The 25,361-nt window shown below is 64.8% G+C and carries 19 protein-coding genes and 1 pseudogene; 12 read left to right on the top strand and 8 right to left on the bottom strand.

The annotated features are described in order from the left end of the window. Positions 1 to 100: 100 nt before the first annotated feature. Positions 101 to 742 carry a transglycosylase family protein gene (locus tag PY310_RS11335; RefSeq protein WP_275214488.1) on the bottom strand — a complete coding sequence of 214 codons (642 nt, stop codon included), beginning with the start codon at positions 740 to 742 and terminating at the stop codon, positions 101 to 103. 211 nt (positions 743 to 953) lie between these two features. After that, positions 954 to 3,542: an excinuclease ABC subunit UvrA gene (locus tag PY310_RS11330; RefSeq protein ID WP_275214487.1), complete on the bottom strand. Its 2,589-nt coding sequence runs from the start codon at positions 3,540 to 3,542 to the stop codon at positions 954 to 956. Between the two features lie 48 nt (positions 3,543 to 3,590). On the opposite strand from PY310_RS11330, the gene PY310_RS11325 reads away from it, so the two are divergent. The 4 genes from PY310_RS11325 to PY310_RS11310 all read left to right on the top strand — a co-directional run bounded on the left by PY310_RS11325 (position 3,591) and on the right by PY310_RS11310 (position 6,800). Continuing rightward, positions 3,591 to 4,640 (top strand): adenosine deaminase, encoded by a 1,050-nt coding sequence (locus PY310_RS11325; RefSeq protein ID WP_275214486.1) that lies wholly within the window; start codon positions 3,591 to 3,593, stop codon positions 4,638 to 4,640. Between the two features lie 238 nt (positions 4,641 to 4,878). Then, positions 4,879 to 5,823, top strand: coding sequence for a pullulanase X25 domain-containing protein (locus PY310_RS11320; RefSeq protein WP_275214485.1), 945 nt, complete (start codon positions 4,879 to 4,881; stop codon positions 5,821 to 5,823). 129 nt (positions 5,824 to 5,952) lie between these two features. Continuing rightward, on the top strand, positions 5,953 to 6,498 hold the full coding sequence (locus tag PY310_RS11315) for a YceI family protein (protein ID WP_275214484.1): 546 nt from the start codon (positions 5,953 to 5,955) through the stop codon (positions 6,496 to 6,498). Between the two features lie 5 nt (positions 6,499 to 6,503). After that, positions 6,504 to 6,800, top strand: coding sequence for an acylphosphatase (locus PY310_RS11310; RefSeq protein ID WP_275214483.1), 297 nt, complete (start codon positions 6,504 to 6,506; stop codon positions 6,798 to 6,800). Here PY310_RS11310 and PY310_RS11305 read toward each other — a convergent pair. The 3 genes from PY310_RS11305 to PY310_RS11295 all read right to left on the bottom strand — a co-directional run bounded on the left by PY310_RS11305 (position 6,787) and on the right by PY310_RS11295 (position 13,149). After that, positions 6,787 to 8,001, bottom strand: coding sequence for an MFS transporter (locus tag PY310_RS11305; protein WP_275214616.1), 1,215 nt, complete (start codon positions 7,999 to 8,001; stop codon positions 6,787 to 6,789). The two genes, PY310_RS11310 and PY310_RS11305, sit on opposite strands and share 14 nt — an antisense overlap. Positions 8,002 to 8,046: 45 nt before the next feature. Then, positions 8,047 to 11,862 (bottom strand): TM0106 family RecB-like putative nuclease, encoded by a 3,816-nt coding sequence (locus PY310_RS11300; RefSeq protein ID WP_419095474.1) that lies wholly within the window; start codon positions 11,860 to 11,862, stop codon positions 8,047 to 8,049. 90 nt (positions 11,863 to 11,952) lie between these two features. Then, entirely contained in the window at positions 11,953 to 13,149 is a 1,197-nt protein-coding gene (locus PY310_RS11295; RefSeq protein WP_275214482.1) for a TerC family protein, read from the bottom strand. A gap of 217 nt (positions 13,150 to 13,366) precedes the next feature. Here PY310_RS11295 and PY310_RS11290 point away from each other — a divergent pair, with 217 nt between their 5' ends. From PY310_RS11290 to PY310_RS11280, 3 genes are all read left to right on the top strand, one after another. Then, positions 13,367 to 14,260 (top strand): VOC family protein, encoded by an 894-nt coding sequence (locus tag PY310_RS11290; RefSeq protein WP_275214481.1) that lies wholly within the window; start codon positions 13,367 to 13,369, stop codon positions 14,258 to 14,260. A gap of 150 nt (positions 14,261 to 14,410) precedes the next feature. Continuing rightward, positions 14,411 to 15,775 (top strand): MFS transporter, encoded by a 1,365-nt coding sequence (locus PY310_RS11285; protein ID WP_275214480.1) that lies wholly within the window; start codon positions 14,411 to 14,413, stop codon positions 15,773 to 15,775. Positions 15,776 to 15,966: 191 nt separating this feature from the next. Next, a complete protein-coding gene (locus PY310_RS11280; protein WP_275214479.1) occupies positions 15,967 to 17,274 on the top strand; it encodes an LLM class flavin-dependent oxidoreductase in 1,308 nt (435 codons plus the stop codon). Positions 17,275 to 17,286: 12 nt separating this feature from the next. On the opposite strand, the gene PY310_RS11275 is transcribed toward PY310_RS11280, so the two are convergent. After that, complete coding sequence (locus tag PY310_RS11275) at positions 17,287 to 18,234, bottom strand: LysR family transcriptional regulator (protein WP_275214478.1); 948 nt, start codon at positions 18,232 to 18,234, stop codon at positions 17,287 to 17,289. Between the two features lie 145 nt (positions 18,235 to 18,379). Here PY310_RS11275 and PY310_RS11270 point away from each other — a divergent pair, with 145 nt between their 5' ends. Next, complete coding sequence (locus PY310_RS11270) at positions 18,380 to 19,969, top strand: FAD-binding oxidoreductase (RefSeq protein ID WP_275214477.1); 1,590 nt, start codon at positions 18,380 to 18,382, stop codon at positions 19,967 to 19,969. Positions 19,970 to 20,058: 89 nt separating this feature from the next. Here PY310_RS11270 and PY310_RS11265 read toward each other — a convergent pair whose 3' ends face one another. Next, complete coding sequence (locus PY310_RS11265; RefSeq protein ID WP_275214476.1) at positions 20,059 to 21,573, bottom strand: aldehyde dehydrogenase family protein; 1,515 nt, start codon at positions 21,571 to 21,573, stop codon at positions 20,059 to 20,061. 139 nt (positions 21,574 to 21,712) lie between these two features. Between PY310_RS11265 and PY310_RS11260 the strand changes: the two genes are divergently transcribed. From PY310_RS11260 to PY310_RS11245, 4 genes are read left to right on the top strand one after another with little or no spacing between them, the layout of a single operon-like run. Continuing rightward, positions 21,713 to 22,735, top strand: coding sequence for an ABC transporter substrate-binding protein (locus PY310_RS11260; protein WP_275214475.1), 1,023 nt, complete (start codon positions 21,713 to 21,715; stop codon positions 22,733 to 22,735). Positions 22,736 to 22,772: 37 nt separating this feature from the next. Next, positions 22,773 to 23,552, top strand: a complete 780-nt coding sequence (locus PY310_RS11255) for an ABC transporter permease (RefSeq protein ID WP_275214474.1) — start codon at positions 22,773 to 22,775, stop codon at positions 23,550 to 23,552. Beyond that, positions 23,545 to 24,396 carry an ABC transporter permease gene (locus PY310_RS11250; protein ID WP_275214473.1) on the top strand — a complete coding sequence of 284 codons (852 nt, stop codon included), beginning with the start codon at positions 23,545 to 23,547 and terminating at the stop codon, positions 24,394 to 24,396. Before PY310_RS11255 ends, PY310_RS11250 begins: the two co-directional genes overlap by 8 nt. A gap of 35 nt (positions 24,397 to 24,431) precedes the next feature. Then, positions 24,432 to 25,238: an ABC transporter ATP-binding protein gene (locus PY310_RS11245; protein WP_275214472.1), complete on the top strand. Its 807-nt coding sequence runs from the start codon at positions 24,432 to 24,434 to the stop codon at positions 25,236 to 25,238. A gap of 11 nt (positions 25,239 to 25,249) precedes the next feature. Here PY310_RS11245 and PY310_RS11240 read toward each other — a convergent pair. Continuing rightward, positions 25,250 to 25,361 (bottom strand): annotated as a pseudogene (locus PY310_RS11240) (IS5/IS1182 family transposase); the annotation flags it as partial.

The following is a 25,361-nucleotide window of genomic DNA, read 5'->3' as shown; positions in this document are numbered from 1 at the left end:
GAACGACGCCGGAGCTCCCCTGGGTGGGGACCTCCGGCGTCGTTCGTTTCCTGCCTTGCCGTTTGCCGGGGAGGGAAGGGATCCCGGTAACGGCTGCTGGTTAGGCGGGGAGTTGGATGACCTGCCCGGCGAACACAAGGTTCGGGTCCGCGATGGTGGCAAGGTTGGCGTCCGCCAGCTTCTCCCAGCCGCCCTGGATGCCGAGTTTCTGGGCGACGGTGCTGAGGGTGTCGCCCGCTTCCAGGGTGTAGGTCTCGCCACTCAGTGCCGGAGCGGCGGCATGCTGCGGAGCCGCCGCCGGTGCCTGGGCTGCCGGAACCTGGGTCACGGGTGCCTGGGTAACGGGCACGCTCTGAACCGGCGCGCTCTGCGGTGCGGCCGCCGGCGCGCCGCCGCCGCCGCTCAAGCCAAGCTTGGCCGCGCAGGCAGGCCATGCTCCCCAGCCCTGTGAGGCTTGGACCTGTTCAGCCACGGCGATCTGCTGCTCGCGGCTGGCATTCGCCGCGGAACCGGTGCCGCCATGGGCCGCCCAGGTGCTTTGGCTGAACTGCAGGCCGCCCGAGTAGCCGTTGCCGGTGTTGGTGGCCCAGTTGCCTCCGCTTTCGCACTGAGCCAGCGCGTCCCAGGTGGAGGTTGGGGCGGCCGCGTTGGCCCCTGTGGCGGAGAGTGCGATTCCGGCCGCCGAGATGGCGACGACGGTGGCTCCGCGGCGCGCGGCAGTACGGATTGTGGTGTTTTTCATGGTGATGCTCCTGAAGGCCACCAGCGCTCGGTCCGTCCCCGGAGGTTATCGCGCCACTGCCCGCCTCTGACAAATAGAGGTCACTTTTCGGTGTCTGCCGGCCGGGCAGTTTTGGTGGAGGCAGCACCGGGCATTCGTTCGGCCCGCTTGGCGGGCTTGTATTTCACGCTAAAACATCCGGCGCCTGTTATCAAACCGAGATGCTTCGGGATCAGCTGACGGACTCCTGGCGGAGGGCTGCCGCCAGGTACGGCGCGGTGCGGCCGTGGGTGGAACGGGCGACGGCGGCGGCGGTTCCGGCCGCGACGATCTGTCCGCCGGCATCCCCGCCCGACGGGCCCAGGTCGATGACCCAGTCCGCGCCCGCCACCACGTCCATGTCGTGTTCGACCACGACCACGGTGTTACCGCTGTCCACCAGGCCATGGAGCTGTGCCATCAGGAGCTGGACGTCGGCGGGATGCAGCCCCGTGGTCGGCTCGTCCAAAAGGTAGAGCGTGTGACCGCGGCGGGCCCGCTGGAGTTCGGTGGCGAGCTTGATGCGCTGTGCTTCGCCGCCGGACAGTTCGGTGGCAGGCTGGCCCAGCCGCAGGTAGCCCAGGCCCACGTCGCGCAGGCTCTTCAGGCTCCGGGCCGCGGCAGGAATGTCCGCCAGGAAATCCGCTGCGGCGTCAACGGTCAGGCGCAGGACCTCGGCCACGTTCTTGCCCCGGTACGTCACCTCAAGGGTCTCCGGGTTGTAGCGTGAACCGTTGCACTCAGGGCAGGGGCCGTAGCTGCCCGGGAGGAAGAGCAGTTCCACCGCCACAAAGCCCTCACCCTGGCAGGTCTCGCACCGCCCGCCGGCGACGTTGAAGGAGAACCGCCCCGCACCGAATCCGAGCGCCCGGGCCTGATCCGTGGCGGCGAATTCCTTGCGCACAGCGTCAAACAGCCCCGTATAGGTGGCCAGGTTGGAGCGCGGAGTGCGGCCAATCGGCTTCTGATCCACCTTCACCAGGCGGTCGAAGCGGTCCGTCCCGCTGACCGTCCCCACAGTCAGCGGAGCGGACGAATCCGTCCCATCCTCTTGAGCGCCGTCCGGAAAGGCCCCGCCCGGCTGGGCCGACGCGGCCGGGAGGGTCCCCACGCCGGAGCCCACAACGCTTGCGAGGACACGGCTCACCAGGGTCGACTTGCCCGAACCGGACACCCCGGTAACTGCCGTGAGGACACCCACCGGGAAACTGGCGTCAAGGTTCTTGAGGTTGTGCTGGCTGATGCCGCTCAGTTCCAGCCAGCCGTCGGGCTGGCGGGCACCCTTAGAGGCAACACCAGCCCCGGTGGAGCCGGCTCCGCCGGAGCCGCCGTCGAACAGGAACGGTCGGGTAACCGACTCAGCCACATCAGCGAGCCCGGCAACCGGGCCGCTGTAGAGCACCTCGCCGCCGCCCTCACCGGCGCGCGGCCCGACGTCCACCAGCCAGTCGGCCCGGCGCACCACATCCATGTTGTGTTCCACCACGAAGACGGAGTTGCCCGACTCCTTGAGCTGGTCCAGGACGGCCAGGAGCGGCTCGGCGTCGGCCGGGTGAAGGCCCGCGGAAGGTTCGTCCAGGACGTAGATCACGCCGAACAGCCCGGACCTGAGCTGGGTGGCGATCCTCAGCCGCTGCATTTCGCCGGGCGAGAGGGTGGGGGTGGGGCGCCCCAGTGAAAGGTATCCGAGGCCCAGGTCCAGCAGCACCGTGATGCGCTGCAGAAGATCGGCGGTGATGGCGACGGCCACCTCGTTCTCCTCCCCGGAGGACTGCCGGCGCGAGGCGGTGCCGGCGTCCTTGAGGCCTGCCGTGGGGCGGATGATCTCGGCAAGTTCCGCCATGGGGGTGCCGTTGAGTTCGGCGATGGTGCGGCCTGCGAAGGACACTTCGAGCGCCTCTGGCCGGAGCCCTGTTCCTCCGCAGCGCGGGCAGGGCCCGGATTCCATGAAAGCCAGGACGCGCTCGCGCATGGCGGCACTCTGGGAGTCCGCCAGGGTGTGCAGGACGTAGCTCCTGGCACTCCAGAAACGGCCCTTGTACGGTTTGGCCACGCGGTCCCGCTCGGGCGTGACTTCGACGACCGGCTGATCCTCCGTGAACAGGATCCAGTCGCGGTCCTTCTTGGGCAGCTTCCGCCAGGGGAGGTCCACGTCATAGCCAAGGTGGCTGAGGATGTCCCGCAGGTTCTTGCCCTGCCAGGCCCCGGGCCACGCGGCGATGGCACCCTCCCGGATGGTGAGGCCGGTGTCCGGCACCAGGGACTTCTCGCTGACCGTGTGTGCCACCCCCAGCCCGTGGCATTCCTGGCAGGCGCCTGCAGCTGTGTTCGGGGAGAAAGCGTCCGAATCCAGCTGGGCGGCTCCGGACGGATAGGTGCCCGCCCTGGAAAACAGCATGCGGAGCGAGTTGGACAGGGTGGTCACCGTGCCCACGGTGGAGCGGCTGCTCGGGGCGCCGCGGCGCTGTTGAAGAGCGACGGCGGGAGGCAGCCCGGAGATCATCTCCACTTTGGGGTTGTGGCCCTGTTGGATGAGGCGGCGCGCGTAGGGGGCCACGGATTCGAAGTACCGGCGTTGGGCTTCGGCGTAGATGGTCCCGAATGCCAGCGATGACTTTCCGGAGCCGGAGACCCCGGTGAATGCCACGATGGAATCGCGGGGCACATCCACATCGACGTTCCGCAGGTTGTTTTCCCGCGCCCCCCGGACCCGGACAAAGCCGTCGGAGAGGTGGCCGGGAGGGGGAAGGGTGAGATCGTCAGCCTGCTGAGTGTTCCGCATTGATTCGACTCTAGCGGGGAAGCCGCCGCCGGGCGATATCCTGAGCCGATGGACAATTACCCGGACACTGCCGCCGCTCCGTTGCCGGAAACCGATCTAACCGAGGCTGAAGTGGCGCCGCAGCTTCTGCCGCTTGCTGAACTGCACCTGCACATCGAGGGCACGCTGCAGCCCGAGCTGATCTTTGAACTGGCCGAGCGCAACGGTCTCGCGCTTCCATACTCGGGCCTTGAGGAGTTGCGGGCCCTGTATGAATTCAGCGACCTGCAGTCGTTCCTGAACCTGTACTACGCCAACATGGCGGTGCTGCAGACTGAACAGGACTTCGCGGATATGACGCGCGCCTACCTGGCCCGGGCCGCCGCTGCCGGGGTCCGGCATGCCGAGATCATGATGGACCCGCAGGCCCATATTTCCCGGGGTGTCAGCCTCGAAACCTGCGTGAACGGCGTGGCCTCGGCGCTGGCCACATCGGTGGAGGACTTCGGTATTTCCACTTTGCTGATCGCTGCGTTCCTCCGCGACCTGTCCGAGGAATCGGCGCTGGAGGTCCTGGACGGCCTGCTGGCCATGAAGGCACCGATTGCGGCCATCGGCCTGGACTCGGCCGAAGTGGGCAACCCGCCGGCCAAGTTTGAGCGGCTGTTTGCCAAGGCACGCGAAGCGGGCCTGCGGCTCACCGCGCACGCGGGCGAGGAGGGGCCGCCGTCGTACATCATCGAAGCGCTGGACGTCCTGGGCGTGGAGCGGATCGACCACGGAATCCGCTGCATGGAGGACCCGGACCTGGTGGAACGACTCGTGGACGAGCGGATTCCGCTGACGGTCTGCCCGTTGTCCAACGTCCGGCTCCGGACCGTGGACACCCTGGCCGACCATCCGTTGCCGGCCATGCTTGCCGCGGGGCTGAACGTTTCGGTTAATTCGGACGATCCGGCCTATTTCGGTGGCTACGTGGATGACAATTTCGCCCAGCTGCAGGCAGTGTTTGAGCTGTCGGACTTTGACCGGTCCCGGCTCGCCGCCAACTCCATCCACTCCTCGTTTGCTTCCGAGGAGCGGAAAGCTGAGCTTCTGGACGAGCTGAACGGCGGCTAGCTCAGGCCCTGTGCGGTCGCTAAACTGGAACGCGTGCGTGTCTGGGAAGTGACCGGCGGTTCCCCGAAAAGCGCAACAGGGTTGAGAAAACAGCCCACCAGCCGAGACTCTTGCCTCAGTTCCGCTGTAATCGACGTCATAGTCGGTCACGACACGCAGAGTTCACCATTTCAAGTCGTGCGATTTAATACCGTCTTGGCAAGATGCCTAAAGACAGATCGCTTCACTAAGGGGAATCATGGCCACGTCCACCGCAGAAAACACCTACCTTCGACTCAAGACCGTGCTGGATGTCCTGACAGAGGGCACGTGGACCGGCGAGGCACGCAACGCCGGTGAAGTCCTGGCGGAAGCCACGGCGCGCGTACCGTTCACCGATCACGAGGCGGTGCTGCTCAGCGGCGGCATACCCCGGGGCCACAAGACCCTCACCTCCGCCACCGCCAAGCTGGTCAAAGCCGGCTGGCTGGTCAAGGGCCGGTCCGGCTGGACCATCACCGAGGACGGCATGCGCGCCACCGTTGCCTTCCCCGACGCCGACGCCTTCGCCACAGCGCTCGACGCCGGCACTCCCGTCCCGGCCGACACCCCGCTCCCTGCCGCCCCCGCCGTCCGGAAGGCACCCGCCGCCAAGGTTGCGGCCGCCAGCAAGACCTCCGGGACGAAGGCAGTGGCTGCCGAGGCGACCGCCAAAAAGGCTCCCGCCAGAAAGGCTCCGGGCAAGAAGGCGGCCGAGGCCGTGGGCAAGGCCGCGAAACTGATCGAGGAAGCCGTGGAGCCGGTGGTCAAGGCCGTCCGCTCACGCAAGGCGCCGGCCGCAAAATCCACGAGCCCGGAGGTTGTGGCGGAGCCGCTGGAAGGCCCGGACGAGGAAACGTTCCCCCAGCCCGAAGCGGTGGCCGTGGCCGGCGACTTCAACACGCTGCTGGGGGCCCCGGAGAACTGGGCGCCGCAGTACGACGAGTCCCAGATGGACTTCGATTTCGGCTCGCAGCTGTGGATTAAGAGCACCGAACTGCCCGCCGGCTACTACACCTTCAAGATCGCGCTGAACCGGTCCTGGACCGAAAACTATGGTGCGTTCGGCACGTTCGATGGGCCCAACCACGAGCTGCACCACGACGGCGGCACTGTCACCATCCGCTACGACCACCGCACGCGGGACATCACCATCAACAGCTGAGCGGTCACCAGCCGTCCAGCATTATCCGGGCGGCGTATTCTCTGGACAAAAGGTCCCGAGTGAAGCAGGGTGGGAACCGGCCGTACTGGCTGGTTCCCACACTGTTTCCCAGCACAAGGAGATGCAAAAGTGACCCTTCCCTCAGGCCTGACACCAGGCGTTTGGACCCTGGACATGTCCCACAGCGAAATCGGCTTCACGGTCCGCCACGCAGGCATCAGCAAGGTCCGCGGCCGCTTTACGGACGCCTCGGCGGAAGCCCGCGTCGGCGACTCCCTGGCCGAATCTTCACTCCACGCCACCGTCAAGACCGCCAGCTTCGAATCCGGCGACGCCAACCGCGACGGACATGTCAAAGGACCGGACTTCTTCGATGTGGAGCAGTACCCGGACATGACGTTCCGTGCCACCTCGGTGGAGGGCGACGGCGAGGATTACACGCTCACCGGCGATCTCACCATCCGCGGCGTCACCAAGCCCGTGGAGTTGGAAGTCGAGTTCTCCGGGGTTGCCGTTGACCCCTTCGGTGCCACCCGCGCGGGTTTCTCTGCTGAAACCGAGATCAGCCGCAAGGAATTCGGCCTGACCTGGAACGCGGCGCTGGAAGCCGGGGGCCTGCTGGTCGGCGACAAAGTCAAGATCAACGTCGAAGCCGCGCTGGTCAAGCAGGCCTGAGTGCCATGACCACTGGAAGCCCCTCCCGGGGCGACATCCGGCTCTCTGCCCGCGTCTTCGGCGTGGTGCAGGGGGTCGGATTCCGTTTCTGGACCAGGGGCAAGGCCGATGAGCTTGCGTTAAGGGGCGTGGTGAAAAACCTCGACGACGGTTCCGTGTCGGTGGTGGCTGAAGGCCCCAGGGAGCGGGTGCAGCAGCTCCTGGATTGGCTCAGGTCGGAGAATGCGCCCGGGCGGGTCGAACGGGTGGAAGAGACCATCTCGGATGCGGACGGATCGTTCCGGGACTTCAGGGCCCGGTGACTCGTTCCTTCGGGCCGGCCGGGTAGGCGTGGCGGCGGCCGGCCAGGATCAGCACAAACGAGATGATGGCCGGAAGGGCTGCTGCGACGGGGATCAGGCCGGGGCCGGCCACGGTCAGGGCGGCGGCGCCGAACATTGCTCCGATGGTGATGCCCATCTGGATGGTCAGAACCGTCAGGCCGTTGGCAGCATCCCGGTATTCACCGCCTGCCCGGAGGATGGCGGACTGGTTGTAGATACCCATGGCGCCGATTCCGGTGCCCCACACAAACATCAGAAGCATGGCTGCCGGCAGAGCGAGATCGTCGCCGGCCAGGCCACCGAGCGCAATGCCGGGCAGGGCGGTTCCCACCAGGTGCAGCAGCAGTAGCGAGACCACCACCCCGCCGACGGTGATCAGGTGCCAGCGCCGCGGCTTGGAATCCACGGTGACGCCGGCAATCCAAATGCCCACCAGCCCGGCTACCCCCAGGACGCTGATGGAGAGCGGGATGCTGAAATCGGGGAGCCGGACCTCGCGAAGAAACGGGGCAATATAGGTGAACAGGGCGAAGTGTGCCATCAGCATCAGCGGCCAGCCGACGGCCACAGTCTTGACGCCGGGCTGGCCGATTGCTTTCCGCAGCGACGGACGCGGCGCATCCGGGATCCGCCGCACCGGGGGGAGTAGCCATACGGCGAGGAGGGCCAGCAGCACGCCGGACGCCGCCAGCACCAGGAAGGCGGACCGCCAGCCCAGAAGGTTGCCCAAGGCAGTCCCCACCGGGGCGCCGATGGCCAGGCCGAGGCTGTTGCCGCTGAACACGATGGCCAGGGCTTTGCCCACCTTGTGGGCGGGGACGATCCTGGCCACAAATGGAGCCATCGCGGACCACAGCAGGCCGTGGGCGATGCCGCCCACCACCCGCGAACCCATGGCCGCGCCGAAGTCCGGGACCAGCGCCACCAGGGCGTTGCTTGCGGCGAAGGTCAGGATCAGGGCGACGAGCAGGAAATGCCGGGGTACCCGCGCCAGAGCCATGGACAGCGGGATGACGGTCACCACGATGATGGCTGCGTAGCCCGCCGTCAGATAACCGGCCGTTGCCTCCGAGACCTTGAAGTCGGCACTGATCTGGGGCAACAAACCTGACGGCAGGAGTTCAGTGGTGATCGCCGTGAAGCCGATGGCAGCGAGAACGATCAGGGCGCCGACAGGCATCTTGTGGGTCTGGGAGGTCACCCACTGAACTTACCCTGTTGCTGGCTACCCGCGCGGCTGGCCTCCGGTCCCGTGCTGGTTCCCCGGCCGCCGGCTGGCCGGAAGCCGGCGGCCCGGGCTGAGTCCGATGAAGGCGCCGAGCTCTTCCAGGACGCCCGGTTTGGACGGCATGTAGTTGGTGAGCTCGGGCGAGCGGACTATCACCCCGCGCCACTGCCCACGCGAAACTGCCACGTTGATCCGGTTCCGGTTCAGGAGGAATTCGGCGCCTCGCGGAGCTTCTACAACCGCGGAACATGCCATGGACACCAGCACAACGGGAGCCTCCTGGCCCTGGAACTTGTCCACCGTGCCCACCCGGACGCCGGCCAGGCCCGCGTGCTCCAGTTCCTGCCGGATCAGCTGGACCTGGGCGTTGTACGCGGCCACCACCAGGATGTCCTCGGCGGCCAGCGGCCGGGCAGCCTGGTCGCCGCCGGGAAGCCACTTCAGCCCGATATGCCGCTGCGCCTGCCGGACCACCTCGGCCGCCTCCTCCCGGGAGGATGCGGTGTTCCCGCTGTGCGCCACAAACACGGTTTCGACGCCGGCGGACAGTTCGGCCAGGCTCCGCAGTGAAGCAGCCGGTGCCGCTTCGAGCCTGCCGTCGTAGCTGAGAACCGATACGGCACGGCACAGCTCGGGGTGCATGCGCCAGCTGTCAGCCAGGAAGTAGCCAAGGTTTTCCGGCAGGGTGGCGTGGCCGGCGGCGAGCCAGCCCAGGGCCGATTCGTCCACCGGCTCAGGATGCGAGCCCTGGGTGACCTGCGGCAGCTGCTGGGGATCGCCGAGCAGCAGGAGGCGTTTGGCCGCGCGCGCCACGGCCAGGGTGTTGGCCAGCGAGAACTGCCCCGCCTCGTCGATCACCAGCAGGTCCAGCGAACCTGCGGGGACCGACTTGCCCGTCATGGTCCAGGCGGTGCCGCCCACCAGCGCGCCGCCGGGGGATACCAGGAGGGCCGCGACGTCGTCGTCCTTTTTCTGCTTCCATGGCACGGTCTGGGCACCCACCACCTTCTTGGCAACCCGGGAAGGGTCAACCCCGGCGGTTTCGATGGCCGTGCGGAGCATGTTTTCCACCACCGCATGGGACTGCCCGACCACGCCGATCTTCCACCCCAGGGCCACCAGCCTGGCAATGACATGGGAGCCCACGTACGTTTTGCCCGTACCGGGAGGCCCTTGCACGGCAAGGTAGGAATGATCGAGGTCCAGCAGCGAGGTGGTGATGGCGCCAACGTAATCCCGTGCGACGGCGCTGTCAGCTTCGGCGCCGTCGGTATCCCGGATGCCGGTGCCCACCGGTGCCGGCCCGGAGAGTGACCGGAAACGCGGCGGGCGTTTGCGGAGGATGTCGACGCCGGGATGCCGGGGGAGGGAGGGAACAAGGGCACCCACCTCCTCGGCAAGTTCCGCCAGGGCGGCTTCGATGCTGGGGGTGCGGACCGGTTGGTCCTCGGTGAGGGCCACCGGGATGTGCGGGTAGGCCGGGACTTTTCCGGTTTCCTTTTCTTCGATGGTGATGATGCTGTGGCCGGGGATCCGGGGGTGGTCTTCCACAGCCGTCACCAGGGTGCCGAAGGTGAAACCCCTGCCGGTGTTTCCGGACGAATCCGCCAGGCCGTCGGGGAGCGGGGCGTCATAAAGCCGGCACCAGGTGCTGCCCGGCTTGAAGTCGGAGCCCTCGCTCATGGTTCCCGCCAGCCTGAGGGTGCGTGTGCGCATCCGGACAGTGGGTTTGGCCAGCGCCCAGTCGGCCGCGACCTCCGCGGTGTCCACGACGAACACATTGCGGTGATCGGACCACTGGTCGATCTCCGCGTCGGTGCGGTCGAAGTGTTCCCACCAGAACTGCTTGCGTTCGCGCCGGTGGTACCCGGTGGCCGCAGCCACCATCGCGATGGCACGTTCGTCAGGCGTCCAGGGCCTGGTATCGGGGAGGCCGGCCAGATACTCCTTGAGCCTGAGCTCCCCGGGTGTGGGCTCGGCTTCAGGACCGCCGGGTACGTCAGGCCGGAGCGGTGCCGGCACGCCGTCGGGCCTGTGGGCTGTTCGCTGACCCGCGCCCCCGGCCGGGCCAGGAGCGGGAACACGGGAACGGTCCCGCAGCCCCAGCAGCCAGTCCCGCAGACGGAGCGTGGAGAGGCAGTCGTACTCGTTGTAATCGGAAATCGAGGCGAGAATCGCGGCAGCCCCGGCGGCATCACCGCCGTCCCGGGCCGCGCAGTAGGCCGCGTAGGCCACTACGGAAGCGCCGGCGTCCTTCACGTCCCCGGAGCGAAGGTTGTCACCCATGTACAGCGGCTCGAGTTTCTTGATGGAGTAGGACGGCTCGGAGATCCTGAGCGAATGCCTGGCCGTGGCGTAGAGATCCACCAGCACCCCCTCGCGAAGCCAGTTGTCCACGATGTCTTCGCCCGCCAGGTGGCGCACGGAGAGGTTCCGCAGGGCGGATTTTTCGTACGCGGCGTAGTGGTAGACGTGCAGGTCCGGAAAGCGTGCGCGGCGTTCCTCCACATAGCCGAGGAAGTCCAGGAACGCCTGCCGTTCGCCGGACCGGGAATGCGCCCAGAAAGGCCTGAACACTGGCCCGGCAGCGGAGTCCGTCGCGCCGGCGGCCCCGGCAGCGGGATGGCCGTCAGGCGCCTCCACCACGCCGAAGAGGTACTCCAGGCCCCATTGGCCGGTGGCGGGGTCCTGCCACAACGGATCGCCCTCGAAGTCGAAGAAGATATCGCCTGGGCTGGGTGCCGGAATATCGGCCAAAGCATGTTCGGGGAGGACCTTGAAGGCGAGCGTATGGTCCTCCCCGTCCTTGCTGAAGGTCCGGGAACCGTCCGGAACGTCCCGGCCCAGCTGCATCCGCGCCTGGTCACGGAGCCTGGCCACCGGGCCGGAGGCCTTGCCCGGCGGTAGATCGGCCAGCGCGTCGATGGTGGTGACGCCCTCGGCCATGAGTTTCTTGCGGCGGACAGTGGACATGCCACCCACCATGAGGAGATCGCGGTGGATTTGGACCTGCTCGGCGCAGTAGTTGCACCGGCCGCAGTAGGTGATGCCGGCTTGCTGCCACGTCACCGCCGTATCCTGCTCCCGGTGAGCGGCGGTCAGGTCACGGAAGCGGTCGCGGCGCTCGCGGAAGACGGGCAGCAGGTCGGGCAGGGAGTGGTGGCTGCGGACGTAATCGCCGTCCACCACCGCGCCCAGGACCAGGGTGACCCGGGGCGAAGGTTCCAGGCCCATGCCGAGGAGTTGGTCCCCGTAGGCGGCCAGCTGCAGCAACGCTCCCACCTTGGCGTGCCGGGCAAGCTTGGTATCCCACACCTCGTAGCGGCCGGGACTGCCGGTGCCGGCCGCTTCATTGACGATGAAGTCCGCGTAGCCCAGGAACTCGCCGTCGAAGAAGGTCGCCTGGAAGACGACGTCCGCGCCGGCCCGGAGTGCCAGTTCGGTTTCGGCTTGTTTCGCCAGAAGGTCCCCGCGCGTGTTGTTTCCGCGGTCAATGGAGTACACACCGGAGCCGCTTCCGGCATCCCAAACGCCGTACTGCCTGATGAGGCCGGCGAGGACCTTTTCCTCGTGCCTGTCGCCGAGCGTCCCGGCACGGCGCTGCATCTCGTCGTCGGGAAATTCAGCTTTGGGGGAGCGGCCCAGCTTCTCATCCAGGATCCGCAGTGTGCGGTACTCACACTCGCTGGCGGCCACCAGGTCGCTGGCAGAGAAGATCAGGTCCTGCGGCGCCCCCGGAACGGTGCCACCTGGACCGCTGAAGTCTGGACCGCCGAGGCCTGGAACAGCACTGGCAGGATCGAGCAGAAACACAGGGCCTCCCCATTGATTTCCCTTGGCCGGAGGAAAGCTCCCACGGCCACAATTTGAATCTAGCAACAGGGACTGACAACGTCTGCTGACTCACGAGTTCGCGGCCCGCACCTGCGCTTTGTCGTGTTCGGCGTGTGCGCTGCGGAGGAGGTCCATGAACTCGGTTTCGTTGCGGACCAACCGCTTATATTTCTCCGGCAGCTTGCGGATCTGGTCCTCCTCGCGGACCATCTTCGCGAAGATCCGGTCCCGCTCCACGATGTCCGTTTCGTAGTTCAGGTCAAGGTACTCAAGGGCGTGCCGCCTGGCGCCGGACACCGCGTTCTTGGCTTTGCCTTTGGGGCTGAAGATGGAAGCCAGGATGGTGACCACCAGGACTCCCAGGATCACCAACAGCGAAACGCCGGTGCTGACCTCCACCACGGGGACGGGGTCGCCGTCGTTGATGAACGGCAGATTGTTCTCGTGCAGGGCGTGCAGGATGAGTTTCACACCGATGAAACCCAGGATTGCCGCCAGGCCGTAGGCAAGGAAGATCAGGCGGTCCAGGAGGCCGTCAATCAGGAAGAACAGCTGGCGCAGGCCCATGAGGGAGAACGCCGTGGCAGTGAAAACGATGAAGACGTTCTGGGTCAGCCCGAAGATCGCCGGAATGGAGTCCAAGGCAAAGAGCAGGTCCGTGCCGCCAATCGCCACCATCACCAGGAGCATCGGAGTCAGGACGCGCTTGCCGTTTTCCATGGTGAACAGCTTGTCGCCGTCGTAGTGCTGCGACGCCGGGAGTAACCGTTTGGCGAGCCGGACCACCAGGCCTTCGCTGTCGTCGTCGTGGTCGTCGGGCTTGAGCAGGTTGCCGGCAGTGATCAGGAGGATGAGCCCGAAGATATAGAACACCCAGGCGAAGCTGTTGATCAGGGCGGCACCGAGGAAAATGAAGGCGGTACGGGCGATCAGGGAGAAGACGATGCCGAACAGGAGCACTTTTTGCTGGTCTGCCCGGGGAACCTTGAAGCTGGCCATGATGATCAGGAAGACAAAGAGGTTGTCCACGGACAGCGCCTTCTCCGTGACGTACCCGGCGAAGTACTCGGTGCCCATGCCGGTGCCGCCAAACATCAGCACGCCCAGGCCAAAGAGGAGGGCGATGCCCACATAGATGGAGGACCACGTGGCCGATTCCTTCAGCGAAGGGGTATGGGCCTTCCGTACATGGAAGAAGTAATCGAAGGCCAGCAGGCCCACGATTCCCGCGATGGTCAGGGTCCAGACAAGGGGAGAAACTGTCACGGTGAGGGCCTTTCGTACATAACGGCGTTCGTCCGGCAGATAGATGCGCCGCAGACCCGAGCGCGACTCTTTCGCATGCCAGCCTACCGGAGCGCCCCTCGGGAAGATTGACGCCCCAGACCCTAGATAATCGATTATTTATCCTTTAGTATTTTTTCAAGCATATTTTGTTAGAAATTTCAGACAGGCGACTTTGCGCCAAGAAGAGGAGACAACGATGTCTTGGGGATTGATCAGTGCGATGGGCCACGTGAGTATCCAGACCACACAGCTCAAGGAATCCGTTTTCGACGCCACGCAGCTCCTGGGCCTCCGGGAGACGGAGCGGACCTCTGACGCCGTCTATCTGGCTGCCGCCAACGTTCACCATGAGCTCGTCTACGTCGAGTCGGATGTCAACGGGATTGACGGTTTCGGGCTGGTTGCTGCCAACGGCGATGCGCTCCGGGAGATCCGCCGCCGGGTGGACGCGGAAAACTTCCAGATCCTCAGCGAGAAGCCGAGGGGCGCGGGGATCGAGGATGGATTCTCCTTCATCGGTCCGGAGGGCTTCGTTTTTGAGATCTATGTCGGGATGCAGGAGAACCAGGCTGCGGTTCAGTCCTTCGGCCCCGACCGCTATGGCCACTTCAACTTCCACCCCCGGGATGTTGGCGGAATGATGAGGTTCCTCCACAGGGTGCTGGACTTCCGCCTTTCCGACGTTATTGGTGATGACTTCGCCTACTTCATGCGCTGCAATCCCGACCACCATGGAATCGCATTGGTCCGCGGTGAAGGCACGTTGCACCACCATGCCTGGCAGACCCAGAGTATTGCCGACCTCGGCAAGCTCGGCGACAGGCTAAACAAGGTGGGCCGCGAACTGATCTGGGGCCCGGTCCGTCACGGCGCAGGACACAATATCGCGGCCTATTTCGTGGAAACCTCAGGTGCCGTCGTCGAGCTTTACACCGATCTGGAGCAGATCTACGACGACTCCCGCCCTCCTGTGGTGTGGGGCGAGGACGAGAACTGGTACAACATGTGGAGTTCCTACCGTCCCCTCGACTTCAGGACATTTGGCCTGGCCCCTGTCGACCGTAAAGCCCTCAGCGGTCTTCACCGCTAATAAAACAACTTCCAGTGGATTATGCGCGATCGATTGGCCATCTGCGGGGCGAGGGTTCATTCTTGAACCTGTGGGTGATGCAGCTCACGTCGGATCGTCTGACGATGTACGCGCGCCATCGGGCTTCGCCAAGAATCGAAAGAGAACATTGTGAACCAGAAAGCCGACCAACGACGGCTGGCACCCCGCCGGAATTCAGCTGAACATCCCGCCGCCGGTGTCACTTCGGACTCGCTGAACACCAAGGACATGCGCCGGATCCTCGGCTCCAGCCTCATTGGCAGCATCATCGAGTACTACGACTTCATCCTCTACGCCACCGCTGCATCGCTGGTGTTTGACCGGGTCTTCTTCGCAAACCTGGGCCCTGGCCTATCCCTCTTCGCCTCCTTCGCCACGCTCGCGGTCGGATACGTAGCCCGGCCGCTGGGTGGCATCGTCTTTGGCCACTTCGGGGACCGGTTGGGCCGGAAGCAGATGTTGGTGCTGTCCATGCTCATGATGGGCGGCGCCACCGTCCTCATAGGCTTCCTCCCGACAACTGAACAGATCGGCGTTGTGGCGCCGATTGTGCTCGTGTTGCTGCGGATCATCCAGGGCATTGCCGTGGGCGGAGAGTGGGGTGGCGCCACGTTAATGGCTTTGGAACACGCGCCGGCCGGAAAGCGTGGCTTCGCCGCAGCGTTCGCCAACGCCGGAGGCCCGGCAGGCGGACTGCTCGCCACCCTGGTGGTGTCCGCTGTTTCGGCTCTCACCGGCGACCAGTTCCTCGTATGGGGATGGCGGATCCCGTTCGTCCTCAGTGCCCTGCTGATTCTGATCGGCATGGTCATCCGGCTCAAGGTGGCAGAGACCCCCGTCTTCCAGAAGCTCGACGCCGAAGCTGCCAGGGTCAAGCATCCGCCTCTGATGGAGGTGCTCCGCCGCCACCCCCGCGTCGTTGTCGTCACCCTGGTGGCAACCCTGGGTTTTTATGCCTGCCAAGGGTTGCTGACGGTGTGGGGTGTTTCCATGGCGGTGGCGAGTGGCGTGGACCGATCCGGCGTCCTGAACTGGAAGGGGGTCGCCGCTGTGGTGACGGTGGCGGTCTGCTTCTATTCGGCGCGGCTCAGCGACCGGATCGGACGGCGCGCCGTCCTCACCGGGGCGGGTGTGGCGGCCGTCCTCCTGGCATTTCCCCTGATTCTGTTGCTGACCAACGGGACGCTTTGGGGCTTTGCAGTGGCAGTGGTGGTCGGCAACGGGCTGGTGCAGGGGGCCCTCGCGGGACCCATAGGTGCCTTTATCTCCGAACAGTTCCCCACCGGCGTCCGTTACACGGGAGCATCGCTGTCCTACCAGGGAGCTTCAATGATCGGGGCCGGCTTCACCCCGATGATCGCTGCGGGCCTGGTTCTTGCAGCTGGGGGCGCCGTCTGGATGGTTGCGGCATTCTGGATCCTCATCCTGGTGGCGGGCCTCGTGGCTGTGCGCCTGACCCGTGAAGGATCGCGCCTCAAGCTCGACGCCGTCTAGCTCACCCCCGTCTGACATCCTGTGAGGAAACCCCGGCTAGGCGCCTGCCCGCCGGGGTTTCCCCTTTCCCCCATTGTCAATTTTATTGAAATCATTGCTCGGAAACTTCTCATTTACGCGAGAAGCGCTGACTGCCATGATGGAACCAGCGAGGCGTCCGGAGAGGCGCACATCACGAAAGGAACCAGGCAATGAAGCCTAAGAATCACATGGTGCTCACCACCTTCATGCTGCCGGCGGGCTACCACAAGGACAGCTGGCGGATGGAAGGAAGCCGGGCCGAAGAACTGGGCAACCTTGATTTCGTGGCAGACCTGACAGCCATGGCTGAGGCCGCAAAACTCGACGCCGTTTTCTTTGGCGACATTGTCCACGCCAATACGGTGATGCGGGGCGATATCAAGATGAACGGGTTTTACGAACCCATGACAGTGCTCGCGGCGCTGGCCGCCAGGACCAAGAACATCGGCCTGATCGGAACCATGTCCACTTCCTTCTCCGAGCCGTACAACCTCGCCCGGCAGCTGTGCGGACTGGACCACATGTCCAACGGCCGGGCCGGCTGGAACATTGTCACGTCGTCGGACGGCTTCAGTAACTACGGCGTGGAGGACGCTCCCGATCCCGCCGTGCGATACCGCCGGGCCACTGAGTTCGTGGATGTGGTGCAGCGACTCTGGGACAGCTGGTCCGATGACGCGATCATCGTGGACCGGGCCTCCGGCGAGTACGTGGACCGGAGCAAGCTCAAGGCCATCCGGCACAAGGGCGAGTTCTTCGAAGTCGAGGGCCCCATCAACATGCCGCGGTCGCCGCAGGGCAGGCCTGTGCTGGTCCAGGCGGGATCCTCGGGCCCCGGCATGGACCTGGGATCCTCCGTGGCCGATGGGATCTACACGGCCCAGCCGTTCAAAGAACCGTCCATCGAGTTCTACACCAAGTTCAAGAACATGGTGGCCGAGAAGGGCCGGAATCCCGACGACGTCAAAATCATCCCGGGCATCCTGCCGATTCTTGGCGACACCGAAAAGGAAGCCCAGGACCTCGCCAACGAACTGGCCAGCTACGTGCACCTCGGCAACGGCCGCAAGCAGGTGGGCGCCGACCTCAAGATGGACCTCTCCGAGCTCGAGTTCGATGAAACCATCCCGGTGGAGTGGTTCTCCGATGACCCGCGGATGGGAAGCCGCTACCAGATCTACCGCAAGAAGAGTGTGGACATGGGCATGACCCTGCGGGAGCTGATCGTGGACCTGGCGCGTTCCACCGGGCACCAGTGGATGGCCGGCACCCCGTCGCAGGTGGCCGACCGCATGGTGGACTGGTTCGAGTCGAAGGCCTGCGACGGCTTCAACCTCAACGCGCCGTTCAACCCGGGCGGCTTCAAGCTCATCTGCGACAAGCTGGTGCCCGAACTCCAGGACCGCGGCTACTTCCGGTCAGAGTACGAGGGGACTACTCTTCGGGACAACCTTGGGCTCTCGCGCCCGTCAGAGTAGGGCCGCTCGGGCTCAAAGTCCCGCCTCAAAGTTCGGCGAGCCGAACCGTTCGACGGCGACGTCAACCCATGCCTGGGCGCGGGCATTCAACCGCATGCTCCGCGTCCAGGCCAGGGACACGGTGGCCGGGGCGCGCGTGTGGACGCGGCGCTCCGATATCGGTTTGAGGACAACCTTCAGTTCCTCGTAGGGCGCGTCCAGCATGGGCTGCTGGAAGAGCACGGCGACGCCGCGGCCGCTCGCTACCAGGGACCGGACCGTGGCGTAGCTGCGTGAGCGGTGCCGGATGTCCGGGGTAAGCCCGGCGTCGCGGTACATGTCCAGGATGCGGGTGGAAATCGGCGGCGCATCGAAGAAAATGAGCGGGCTGGCCGCCACGTCCTTCAGCGAGACCACCCCTGCCTCGCGCAGCGGGTGGTCCTCCGGAAGCAGGATGTAGGGCTCCACGGACAGCAGCGGCGCCGTCTTCAGGGCAGGGGAGATATCCATGTCGTAGACGAAGGCCGCATCGATGGATCCGTTGAGCAGGCGGTCCTGAAGATCCTCGTGATAGCCCTCGATGAAGTCCACCTCCACATGCGGGCACTGGTCCGCGAAGTCGGCCAGCATGGGCGGAATGATGGTTGGTCCCAGCGGCATGTAGCAGCCCACGGTCAACGGCCCCCGGATGTCCGTCCTGTCTCTCTTGGACAGCGAGGCGATCTCATCCGCGAGGTCCAGCAGCTGGCGCGCCTGGCGGAACACCACGATTCCGGTGGAAGTCAGGGTGAGGCCCTTGGACTTGCGCTTGATGCAGAGTTGCGCCCCTACGATCCGCTCAAGTTCCGCGATGGACATGGAAATGGCCGACGGCGCCATGTGCAGCCGGCGTGCCGCCTCACTCATGGTTCCGGTTTCAGCCGCGACCACAAAGTGCAGGACCTGGCGCAGGGTGATCGACGGATTCAGGCTGATATTCATATTGTCAATTCTACTGATAACCAAGAGCGGAAATAGGTCGTTTACTTGATGAACTTGGCTTGTCATGATGAAAGAAAAAAATCCGGCGGCGGCGCCGGAGTTACGGCCCGGTGGCGGGCCCTCTCCCGAAAGTGACGTGACGTAAATGGACGCGCAAGCAAGATTCCTTGACCAGGCCGAAACGATTGTGGGCGCCGAGAACGTGGTGCGCCCAACCCCCGAAGAGGGTTACATCGACCCGTACCCGCTGAACTCCGGCCGGGCGAAGTGGCCGGGCGTCCGACCCGGCAGTGTGGAGGAGGTCCAGTCGATCGTCCGGCTCGCCAACGAGACCGGGGTTCCGCTGTGGTCCTTCTCCAAGGGCAAAAACCTAGGTTACGGAGGCCCGGAACCGCGGACAAGGGACATGGTGGCGCTGGACCTAAGCCGGCTCAACCAGATCATCGAAGTGAACGACCACCTTAACTACGCCGTCATCGAGCCCGGGGTGAGCTTCTTCGACCTTTTCGAACACATCCAGGAAAAAGGGATGAAGCTGTGGATGTCCGTTCCCGCCCTGGGCTGGGGCTCCATCCTCGGGAATGCCCTTGACCGCGGCTACGGCATGACGCCCATGGGGGACCATGTCCAGTCCATCTGCGGCATGGAGGTGATCCTTCCCGACGGCGAGCTGGTGCGCACCGGAATGTGGGCTATGGAGGGCACGGATCTCGGACCCATCTTCAAAGGCGGCTTCGGCCCCACGCTGGAGGGCATCTTCACTCAGTCCAACCTCGGCATCGTCACCAAGATCGGACTCTGGCTGATGCCCTGGCCGGACGTGTACATCAACGGTGATGTTGTCGTGGAGCGCGAGGAGGACATGCCCAAGCTGGTCGACATCCTCACCCAGCTTCGGCGTGAAGACGTCATCCAGAACAATGCCCTCTGCGGCAACGTGGTGCGGGCGGCCACCATGAACGGGCCGCGATCGCGATGGTACGAGGGGGAGGGGTCCATTCCGGACGAGCGCCTCGAAGAAATGCGGCAGGAGATGGGCATCGGCCAGTGGAACGCCAAGTTCGCCATCTACGGCGACAAGGGCCTCGCCGAACGCAGGCTGGAGATCATCCGGGAGCGCTTTGCGGGCCTTGAAGGCTTCACCGTCAAAGCCCGCCTGTACGAAGGTGCCGACGGCATGCAGGTGGCATATGAAGATATTGCCAACATTGACCGTACTCAAATGGCCGGCGTGCCCACGCTCAAGCCGCTGTCCACGGTGGCCTGGGCCGCGGAAAACGGCGGCCACATTGACGCGGCCCCCATCATTCCGGCCCGCGGGGAGGAGGTATGGGCGTTTTACCGGGAAGCCAAGGAACTGTACCGCCAGTACGGTTTCGACCTGTACATCGGCTACCACCTCTACCCGCGCCACATGGTCCACGTGACCATGATCTTCTTCGAAAACGACAACCAGGAGCAGCTGGCGCGGGCAAGGGCACTCTACTCGGCACTGCTGGCAGCCGCCCGCAGCCACGGCTACGCGCCCTACCGCAGCCATGTGGACTACATGGACGTCATTGCCGACGGCTTCGACTACAACAACAACGCCATCCGCCGGCTCCAGGAGACGCTGAAGGACGCCCTGGATCCCAACGGCATCCTGTCACCCGGAAAGCAGGGCGTCTGGCCCCGCCGGTACCGCGAGATCAGTGCAGAGACGGCGGCCGGCATCGCGGGATCAGTTCCCCTGTAGGGCGTGTCCTTAACGTCGAAGGGGCCGGACGCTGGCTGACCAGCATCCGGCCCCTTTGGCCTGCCCGCTTTCCTTCTTCCGCCTGTAAGCTATGCTCCGCTGATATTGATGGCGACGGACTTGACCTCGGTGTAGGCCTCCACGCCTTCGCGGCCGTTTTCCTTGCCCCAGCCGGACTGCTTGAAGCCGCCAAAGGGCATATTGCCATCCATGCCGCCCGCGGCATTGACCCGTACATTGCCCGCCTTGATCCGCCGCGCGAACTGATGGGCACGGGAAATGTCCTTGGTCCAGATGGTGGAGGAGAGCCCGTAGACCGTGTCGTTGGCACGCGCCACGATGTCGGCAACACTGTCCGAGTCGCGGAAGGTTGCCGCCGAGAGAACGGGTCCGAAGATCTCCTCACGGACCACCTTCATGTCGTGTGTGGTGTTGCGCAGGATGGTCGGCTGGATGAAGAAACCGTCCCCGGGGAGTGCCGCGCCCCCGGTGACCACCTCGGCGCCTTCCTCGCGGCCGCTCTGGATGTAGCCGAGGATCCTTTCGCGCTGTTGGGCGGAAATCACGGGACCAATCTGGGCCTGCGGGTCGGTCCCGGCGCCCACCCGCAACGCCGAGGCCCGTTGAGAGATCCCTGCGATTACTTCATCCGCCACGGCCTCGTGGACATAGAGGCGGGAACCCGCCGCGCACACTTGGCCGGTGTTTCCGAAGATGCTCATTGCCGCGCCGTCCATTGCGCGCTCCAGGTCCGCGTCCGGGTAGATGACCACCGGGGACTTGCCGCCAAGCTCCAGCGAGACCCGCTTCAGGTTCCCGGCGCAGGAGGCCAGCAGGTGCTTTCCCACTGCCGTGGAGCCGGTGAAGGAGATCTTGTCCACCAACGGGTGGTCCGCAATCCGCTGGCCGGCCACGGCGCCGAGGCCCTGGACAATGTTCAGCACGCCAGGCGGGAAGCCGACTTCGAGGGCCAGTTCTCCCAGCCGGACCGCGGTCAGGGGAGTAAGCTCCGCGGGCTTGAGGACCACGGTGCAGCCTGCCGCCAGGGCGGGCGCAAGTTTGGCTGCGGTGATGGCCAGCGGGCTGTTCCACGGAACGATCAGGCCCACGACGCCGATGGCTTCCCGCAGTGTGTAGGCGTGCCATTCGCCGGGCAGAGAGACATTACGGGTTTCGCCGTTGAGCTTCGTTGCCCAACCGGCGTTGTAGCGAAAGGATTCGGCCGCCCCGGAGATCTCGAATGCCCTTGCGATACCCAGGGGCTTGCCGGTGTTGAGTGTTTCGAGCAGGGCCAGTTCATCCGCGGCGGCGTCGATGGCTTCTCCGAGCTTCCAGATCAACCGGCTCCTTTGGCTTGGCGCCATTGCCGGCCATGGACCTGAATCGAAGGCCCGACGAGCAGCTTGGACCGCGCGGTCCACATCATCCGCACTCGCCGACGCGGAATCCACCAGATGCGCACCGCTGGAGGGATTGGTGACCGGCAGCGGTTCGGCGCTGCCTTCCACCCATGCTCCGTCAATCAGCAGGCGCAACGGACTGGCCAGCAGGTCCGGCCGGGCCACGGCACCGGGGGTGGGGAGGGTTTGGGTAGGGGGCGTCATTGGCTTCCTTCCGGGGAGGCTGCGTGCCATTGGTCGAATGTTATGCAATCTGTGATGGTTGCCACATCACTAAGTCCAAGATACATTGTTATAGGAATTATGCATTTATTCGCGTCTGTACTCAACGAGGAGCTTCTGGATGGAAAAGCACTACCGTCATTCACTGTTGACCAAGGTCCTGACGCCGGCTGTAGCCGGCCTCGCGCTGCTGTCCCTGGCCGCCTGCGGGGCCTCAAGCACACCCGCCGCCGCGGGGGACGCCGCGGGCGGTTCGGAGGGCAAGTCGTCCATCAAGGTGGTGGTGGCGCCTATCCAGTTTGAAACCGCCTACATTGCCAAGGAGAAGGGCTTCTTCGACGAAGCCGGCCTGACCGTGGAAATTGTTCCCGGCGCCGATCCCTCGGCGAACCTGGCCCAGACCGTGAGCGGCCAGGCGGACATCACCACGGCCTCCTGGGGCGTAATGACCACCGCCACTGCCAAGGGCATGCCGGTTAAGGTGATCTCCGGCAACGGCGTGGTTGATCCCACCGTGGATAACTCGGGAATCCTGATCCCCAAAAACAGCAGCATCAGCAAGGTCGCTGACCTGAAGGGCAAGAACGTAGCCGTGGTCGGCGTCAACACCGGCGGCGACATCCCCATGCTTCAGGCGGCCATCGCAGCGGGAATCGACCCCAAGTCGATCACGGAGATTGCAGTTCCCTACGCCGGCATGCAGGCCGCCCTGGAGCAGGGAACGGTTGATGCGGCGTTCGCGGCGGACACCTTTTACCACCAGCTCGTGGATGCCGGCTTCAAGAGCATCGCCAGCCCGGTGCGCGAATTCCAGGGCAATATGCCGGTCACTGTCTGGGCCGCCACCGACGCCTGGCTCAAGAGCAACCCCGGAACTGCGAAGAAGTTCAATGACGCAATGACCAAGGCCGCCACGTTCTACTCGGACCCGGCCAACGTCAAGGCAGTTGTGGACATCACGGCACGGATCAAGCAGGTGGACCCCTCCAAGGTCAATCCCAAGTCGTACGTCCCGGTGAACACTTCCATCAACCTGTCCACAGGGCAGGGCGGCATCGACGCCATGAAGGATCTTGGATTCGTCACCAAGCCGTTGACAGCCGAGGCCATGCTCTGGGCTGACGCCCCGCGCTTCGCCAAGTAGGGCTGCCGGGCATCAGGAATACAACGGAGAAAACGATATGAAGACAAGCACAAAGGCGCTGGACTGGGGTTTGACCACCCAACGGCTGTTGGCGGTGGCTGCACTCCTGGCCGCCTGGCAGGTGATCATCTGGAGCGGCGCGCTGCCTTCCATGACCCCCGGGGTGGGCGCCTTGGCGTCCTCCATCGGCGCGGCGCTGACCTCTGCAACATTTTGGTCGGCGCTGGCGCAGACCATGACGGCAGCCGTCAGCGGCTGGCTGATCGCAGTGGCGGCTGGGACGGTCCTCGGCCTTCTGATTGGATCCATCCGCGCGTTGGATCGCTCGACGTCAATCCTGATCGACTTCGGGCGTTCCTTCCCGGTGCTGGCCTTGATGCCGGTGGTCATTATGCTCCTGGGTGCCACCGCACAAATGGAAACCGTTGTTGTTGCCCTGTCCTGCCTGTGGCCCGTGCTGGTGCAGACAATCTACGGCGCGCGGCGGATGGACCCGGCAGTCGTGGATACGGTGCGGACCTTCCAGATCCCCGCGCTCCTGCGGTTTCGCCGGATCCTGCTCCCCAGCGCCACCCCCTTCATTGCCACCGGAATTCGGATTTCGGCCTCCATCGCCATCCTCGTCGCCGTGGGCGTCGAAGTGCTCAGCCAGACGCCAGGTATCGGCCGGCAGATCACCCTGGCCCAGCAGGCACAGCGGTGGGATTCGGCGTTCGCATACCTCTTCTTCGCCGGGCTGGTGGGCTGGGGCATCGCCAGCCTGCTCAACTACGCCGAGGGTCGGATCCTCACATGGAACAGGCAGACCAATGACTGAGACAGCCTTTCGTACGGCACCGAAGCTGGAAACCACCTCCCGGGCAAGGCCGCAGCGGGCGCAACGCCTTCTTAGCCGCCCCGCCCAGGTTGTGCTCAACGTACTCCAGCGAACCTGGCTGATCCTCGTGGTGTTCGGCGTATGGTGGTTCGCAACCGCCAACAGCACCAACGTGTTCATCCCCTCGCTCGAGTCGATACTGGTCAGCCTGGGCCGGGACCTCTCCAACGGTGTGATCGCCTCGGGAGCGGCCTACAGTCTCGGAAATCTGGCTGCCGGCCTCCTGATCGCCGTGACCGTGGGGATTATCGGGGGACTGATCCTCGGCGAGACAAAACGGCTGCGGGAAATTGTGGATCCGGTCATTCACTTCTTCCGGTCCGTACCGCAGGCGGCGCTGGTTCCGCTGATCATCGGCGCCTTCGGAATCGGACAGGGACCCAAGATCTACACCATTGCCTTTGCCTGCATGTGGCCGGTACTGCTGAACACCATCGACGGCGTCCTGGGGGTGGAACCGACCATCCGCAAGTTCTCCAAGGTCTACCGGATTCCCCGGGGGCTCCATTTCCGCAGGGTGGTCCTACCGGCCGCACTGCCGCAGATCGTGGCCGGCGTACGGGTGGCGCTTCCGATCGGAATCACAGTCATGGTGGTGAGTGAACTTTTCGCCGCCAACAAGGGACTGGGTTTCTACATCCTCAACTCCTCCGCCACCTTTATGGTGCCGGAGACGTGGGCAGGTGCCCTGCTCGTCGGCGTCATCGGCTACATCCTCTCCCTCCTGTTTGTTGTCCTTGAACGCAGGATCCTGAGCTGGTACTTCAAGTCAGGAGCAAAATGACCACCCCGATCCAACAGAAAGATGAAGGAGGCCCCATGGCCATTCAGGCAGCGCCCGAGGAAGTGGAGGTGGCAACGAAGCCGCTGCTCCAGGTCCAAGGGCTGACCATGAGTTACGGTGTCGGTGCCTCGGAGAACAAGATCCTGAGCAATCTGAACCTCGAGGTAAACGACGGTGAATTCGTCTCCATCGTCGGGCCGTCCGGCGTCGGTAAGACCACGCTGTTACGGTGCCTCTCGGGCCTTATCCAGCCCCGGAGCGGCACCGTTAGTGTCGGCGGTGACGTCATCAACGGCCCCCACCGGGACCTGGCCGTGGTTTTCCAGGATTACAGCCGCTCGCTTATGCCCTGGATGACCACGCTGGAAAACGTGGCCTTCCCCCTGCAGGGCCGGGGTGTGGGGAAAAAAGAGCGGAATGAAGCCGCCGAGAAGAATCTTGCGGCCGTGGGCCTGGCGGGACAGGGCCACAAGTATCCGTGGGAAATGTCCGGCGGGATGCAGCAGCGCGTGGCCATTGCCCGTGCCCTGGCCTACAACGCCAAGGTGCTGCTGATGGACGAACCGTTCGCTTCAGTGGATGCGCAGACCAGGTTCGACCTCGAGGACCTCGTCATCGACCTCCAATCGACCCTTGGCGTCACCATCATCCTGGTCACTCACGACATCGATGAGGCGCTGTACTTGGCGGATAAGGTCATTGTTCTGGCGGAGAAGCCCGCCACTGTAGTGGACGTGATCGAGACCGGCTTCGGCGACCACCGTGACCAGGTGGAAACCAAGGCGGACCCCCGCTTTGTGGAGGCGCGCGCCCGCATCCTGCACCGCTTGCGGGACCACTAGGGCGTGTCTCCTTATTGGCGTAGCCAGATGAGGACGGAGTAGAGGGCGACCCCGGAGCGGTAGGTGATGGCGAGCTTGTCGTATCGGGTGGCGATGCTGCGCCATTGCTTGAAAATGTTGAAG

Source organism: Pseudarthrobacter naphthalenicus, from assembly GCF_029076445.1.
Lineage (GTDB): Bacteria > Actinomycetota > Actinomycetes > Actinomycetales > Micrococcaceae > Arthrobacter > Arthrobacter naphthalenicus.
The sequence above is the reverse complement of the archived record's forward strand: the minus strand, read 5'-3'. Positions and strand labels throughout refer to the sequence as shown.

Bases quoted from the DNA above. Each gene is read 5' to 3' on its own strand.
- PY310_RS11335 (WP_275214488.1), bottom strand. From the start codon at position 742: ATGAAAAACACCACAATCCGTACTGCCGCGCGCCGCGGAGCCACCGTC.
- PY310_RS11330 (WP_275214487.1), bottom strand. From the start codon at position 3,542: ATGCGGAACACTCAGCAGGCTGACGATCTCACCCTTCCCCCTCCCGGC.
- PY310_RS11325 (WP_275214486.1), top strand. From the start codon at position 3,591: ATGGACAATTACCCGGACACTGCCGCCGCTCCGTTGCCGGAAACCGAT.
- PY310_RS11320 (WP_275214485.1), top strand. From the start codon at position 4,879: ATGGCCACGTCCACCGCAGAAAACACCTACCTTCGACTCAAGACCGTG.
- PY310_RS11310 (WP_275214483.1), top strand. From the start codon at position 6,504: ATGACCACTGGAAGCCCCTCCCGGGGCGACATCCGGCTCTCTGCCCGC.
- PY310_RS11305 (WP_275214616.1), bottom strand. From the start codon at position 8,001: ATGCCTGTCGGCGCCCTGATCGTTCTCGCTGCCATCGGCTTCACGGCG.
- PY310_RS11290 (WP_275214481.1), top strand. From the start codon at position 13,367: ATGTCTTGGGGATTGATCAGTGCGATGGGCCACGTGAGTATCCAGACC.
- PY310_RS11280 (WP_275214479.1), top strand. From the start codon at position 15,967: ATGAAGCCTAAGAATCACATGGTGCTCACCACCTTCATGCTGCCGGCG.
- PY310_RS11275 (WP_275214478.1), bottom strand. From the start codon at position 18,234: ATGAATATCAGCCTGAATCCGTCGATCACCCTGCGCCAGGTCCTGCAC.
- PY310_RS11270 (WP_275214477.1), top strand. From the start codon at position 18,380: ATGGACGCGCAAGCAAGATTCCTTGACCAGGCCGAAACGATTGTGGGC.
- PY310_RS11265 (WP_275214476.1), bottom strand. From the start codon at position 21,573: ATGACGCCCCCTACCCAAACCCTCCCCACCCCCGGTGCCGTGGCCCGG.
- PY310_RS11260 (WP_275214475.1), top strand. From the start codon at position 21,713: ATGGAAAAGCACTACCGTCATTCACTGTTGACCAAGGTCCTGACGCCG.
- PY310_RS11255 (WP_275214474.1), top strand. From the start codon at position 22,773: ATGAAGACAAGCACAAAGGCGCTGGACTGGGGTTTGACCACCCAACGG.
- PY310_RS11250 (WP_275214473.1), top strand. From the start codon at position 23,545: ATGACTGAGACAGCCTTTCGTACGGCACCGAAGCTGGAAACCACCTCC.
- PY310_RS11245 (WP_275214472.1), top strand. From the start codon at position 24,432: ATGGCCATTCAGGCAGCGCCCGAGGAAGTGGAGGTGGCAACGAAGCCG.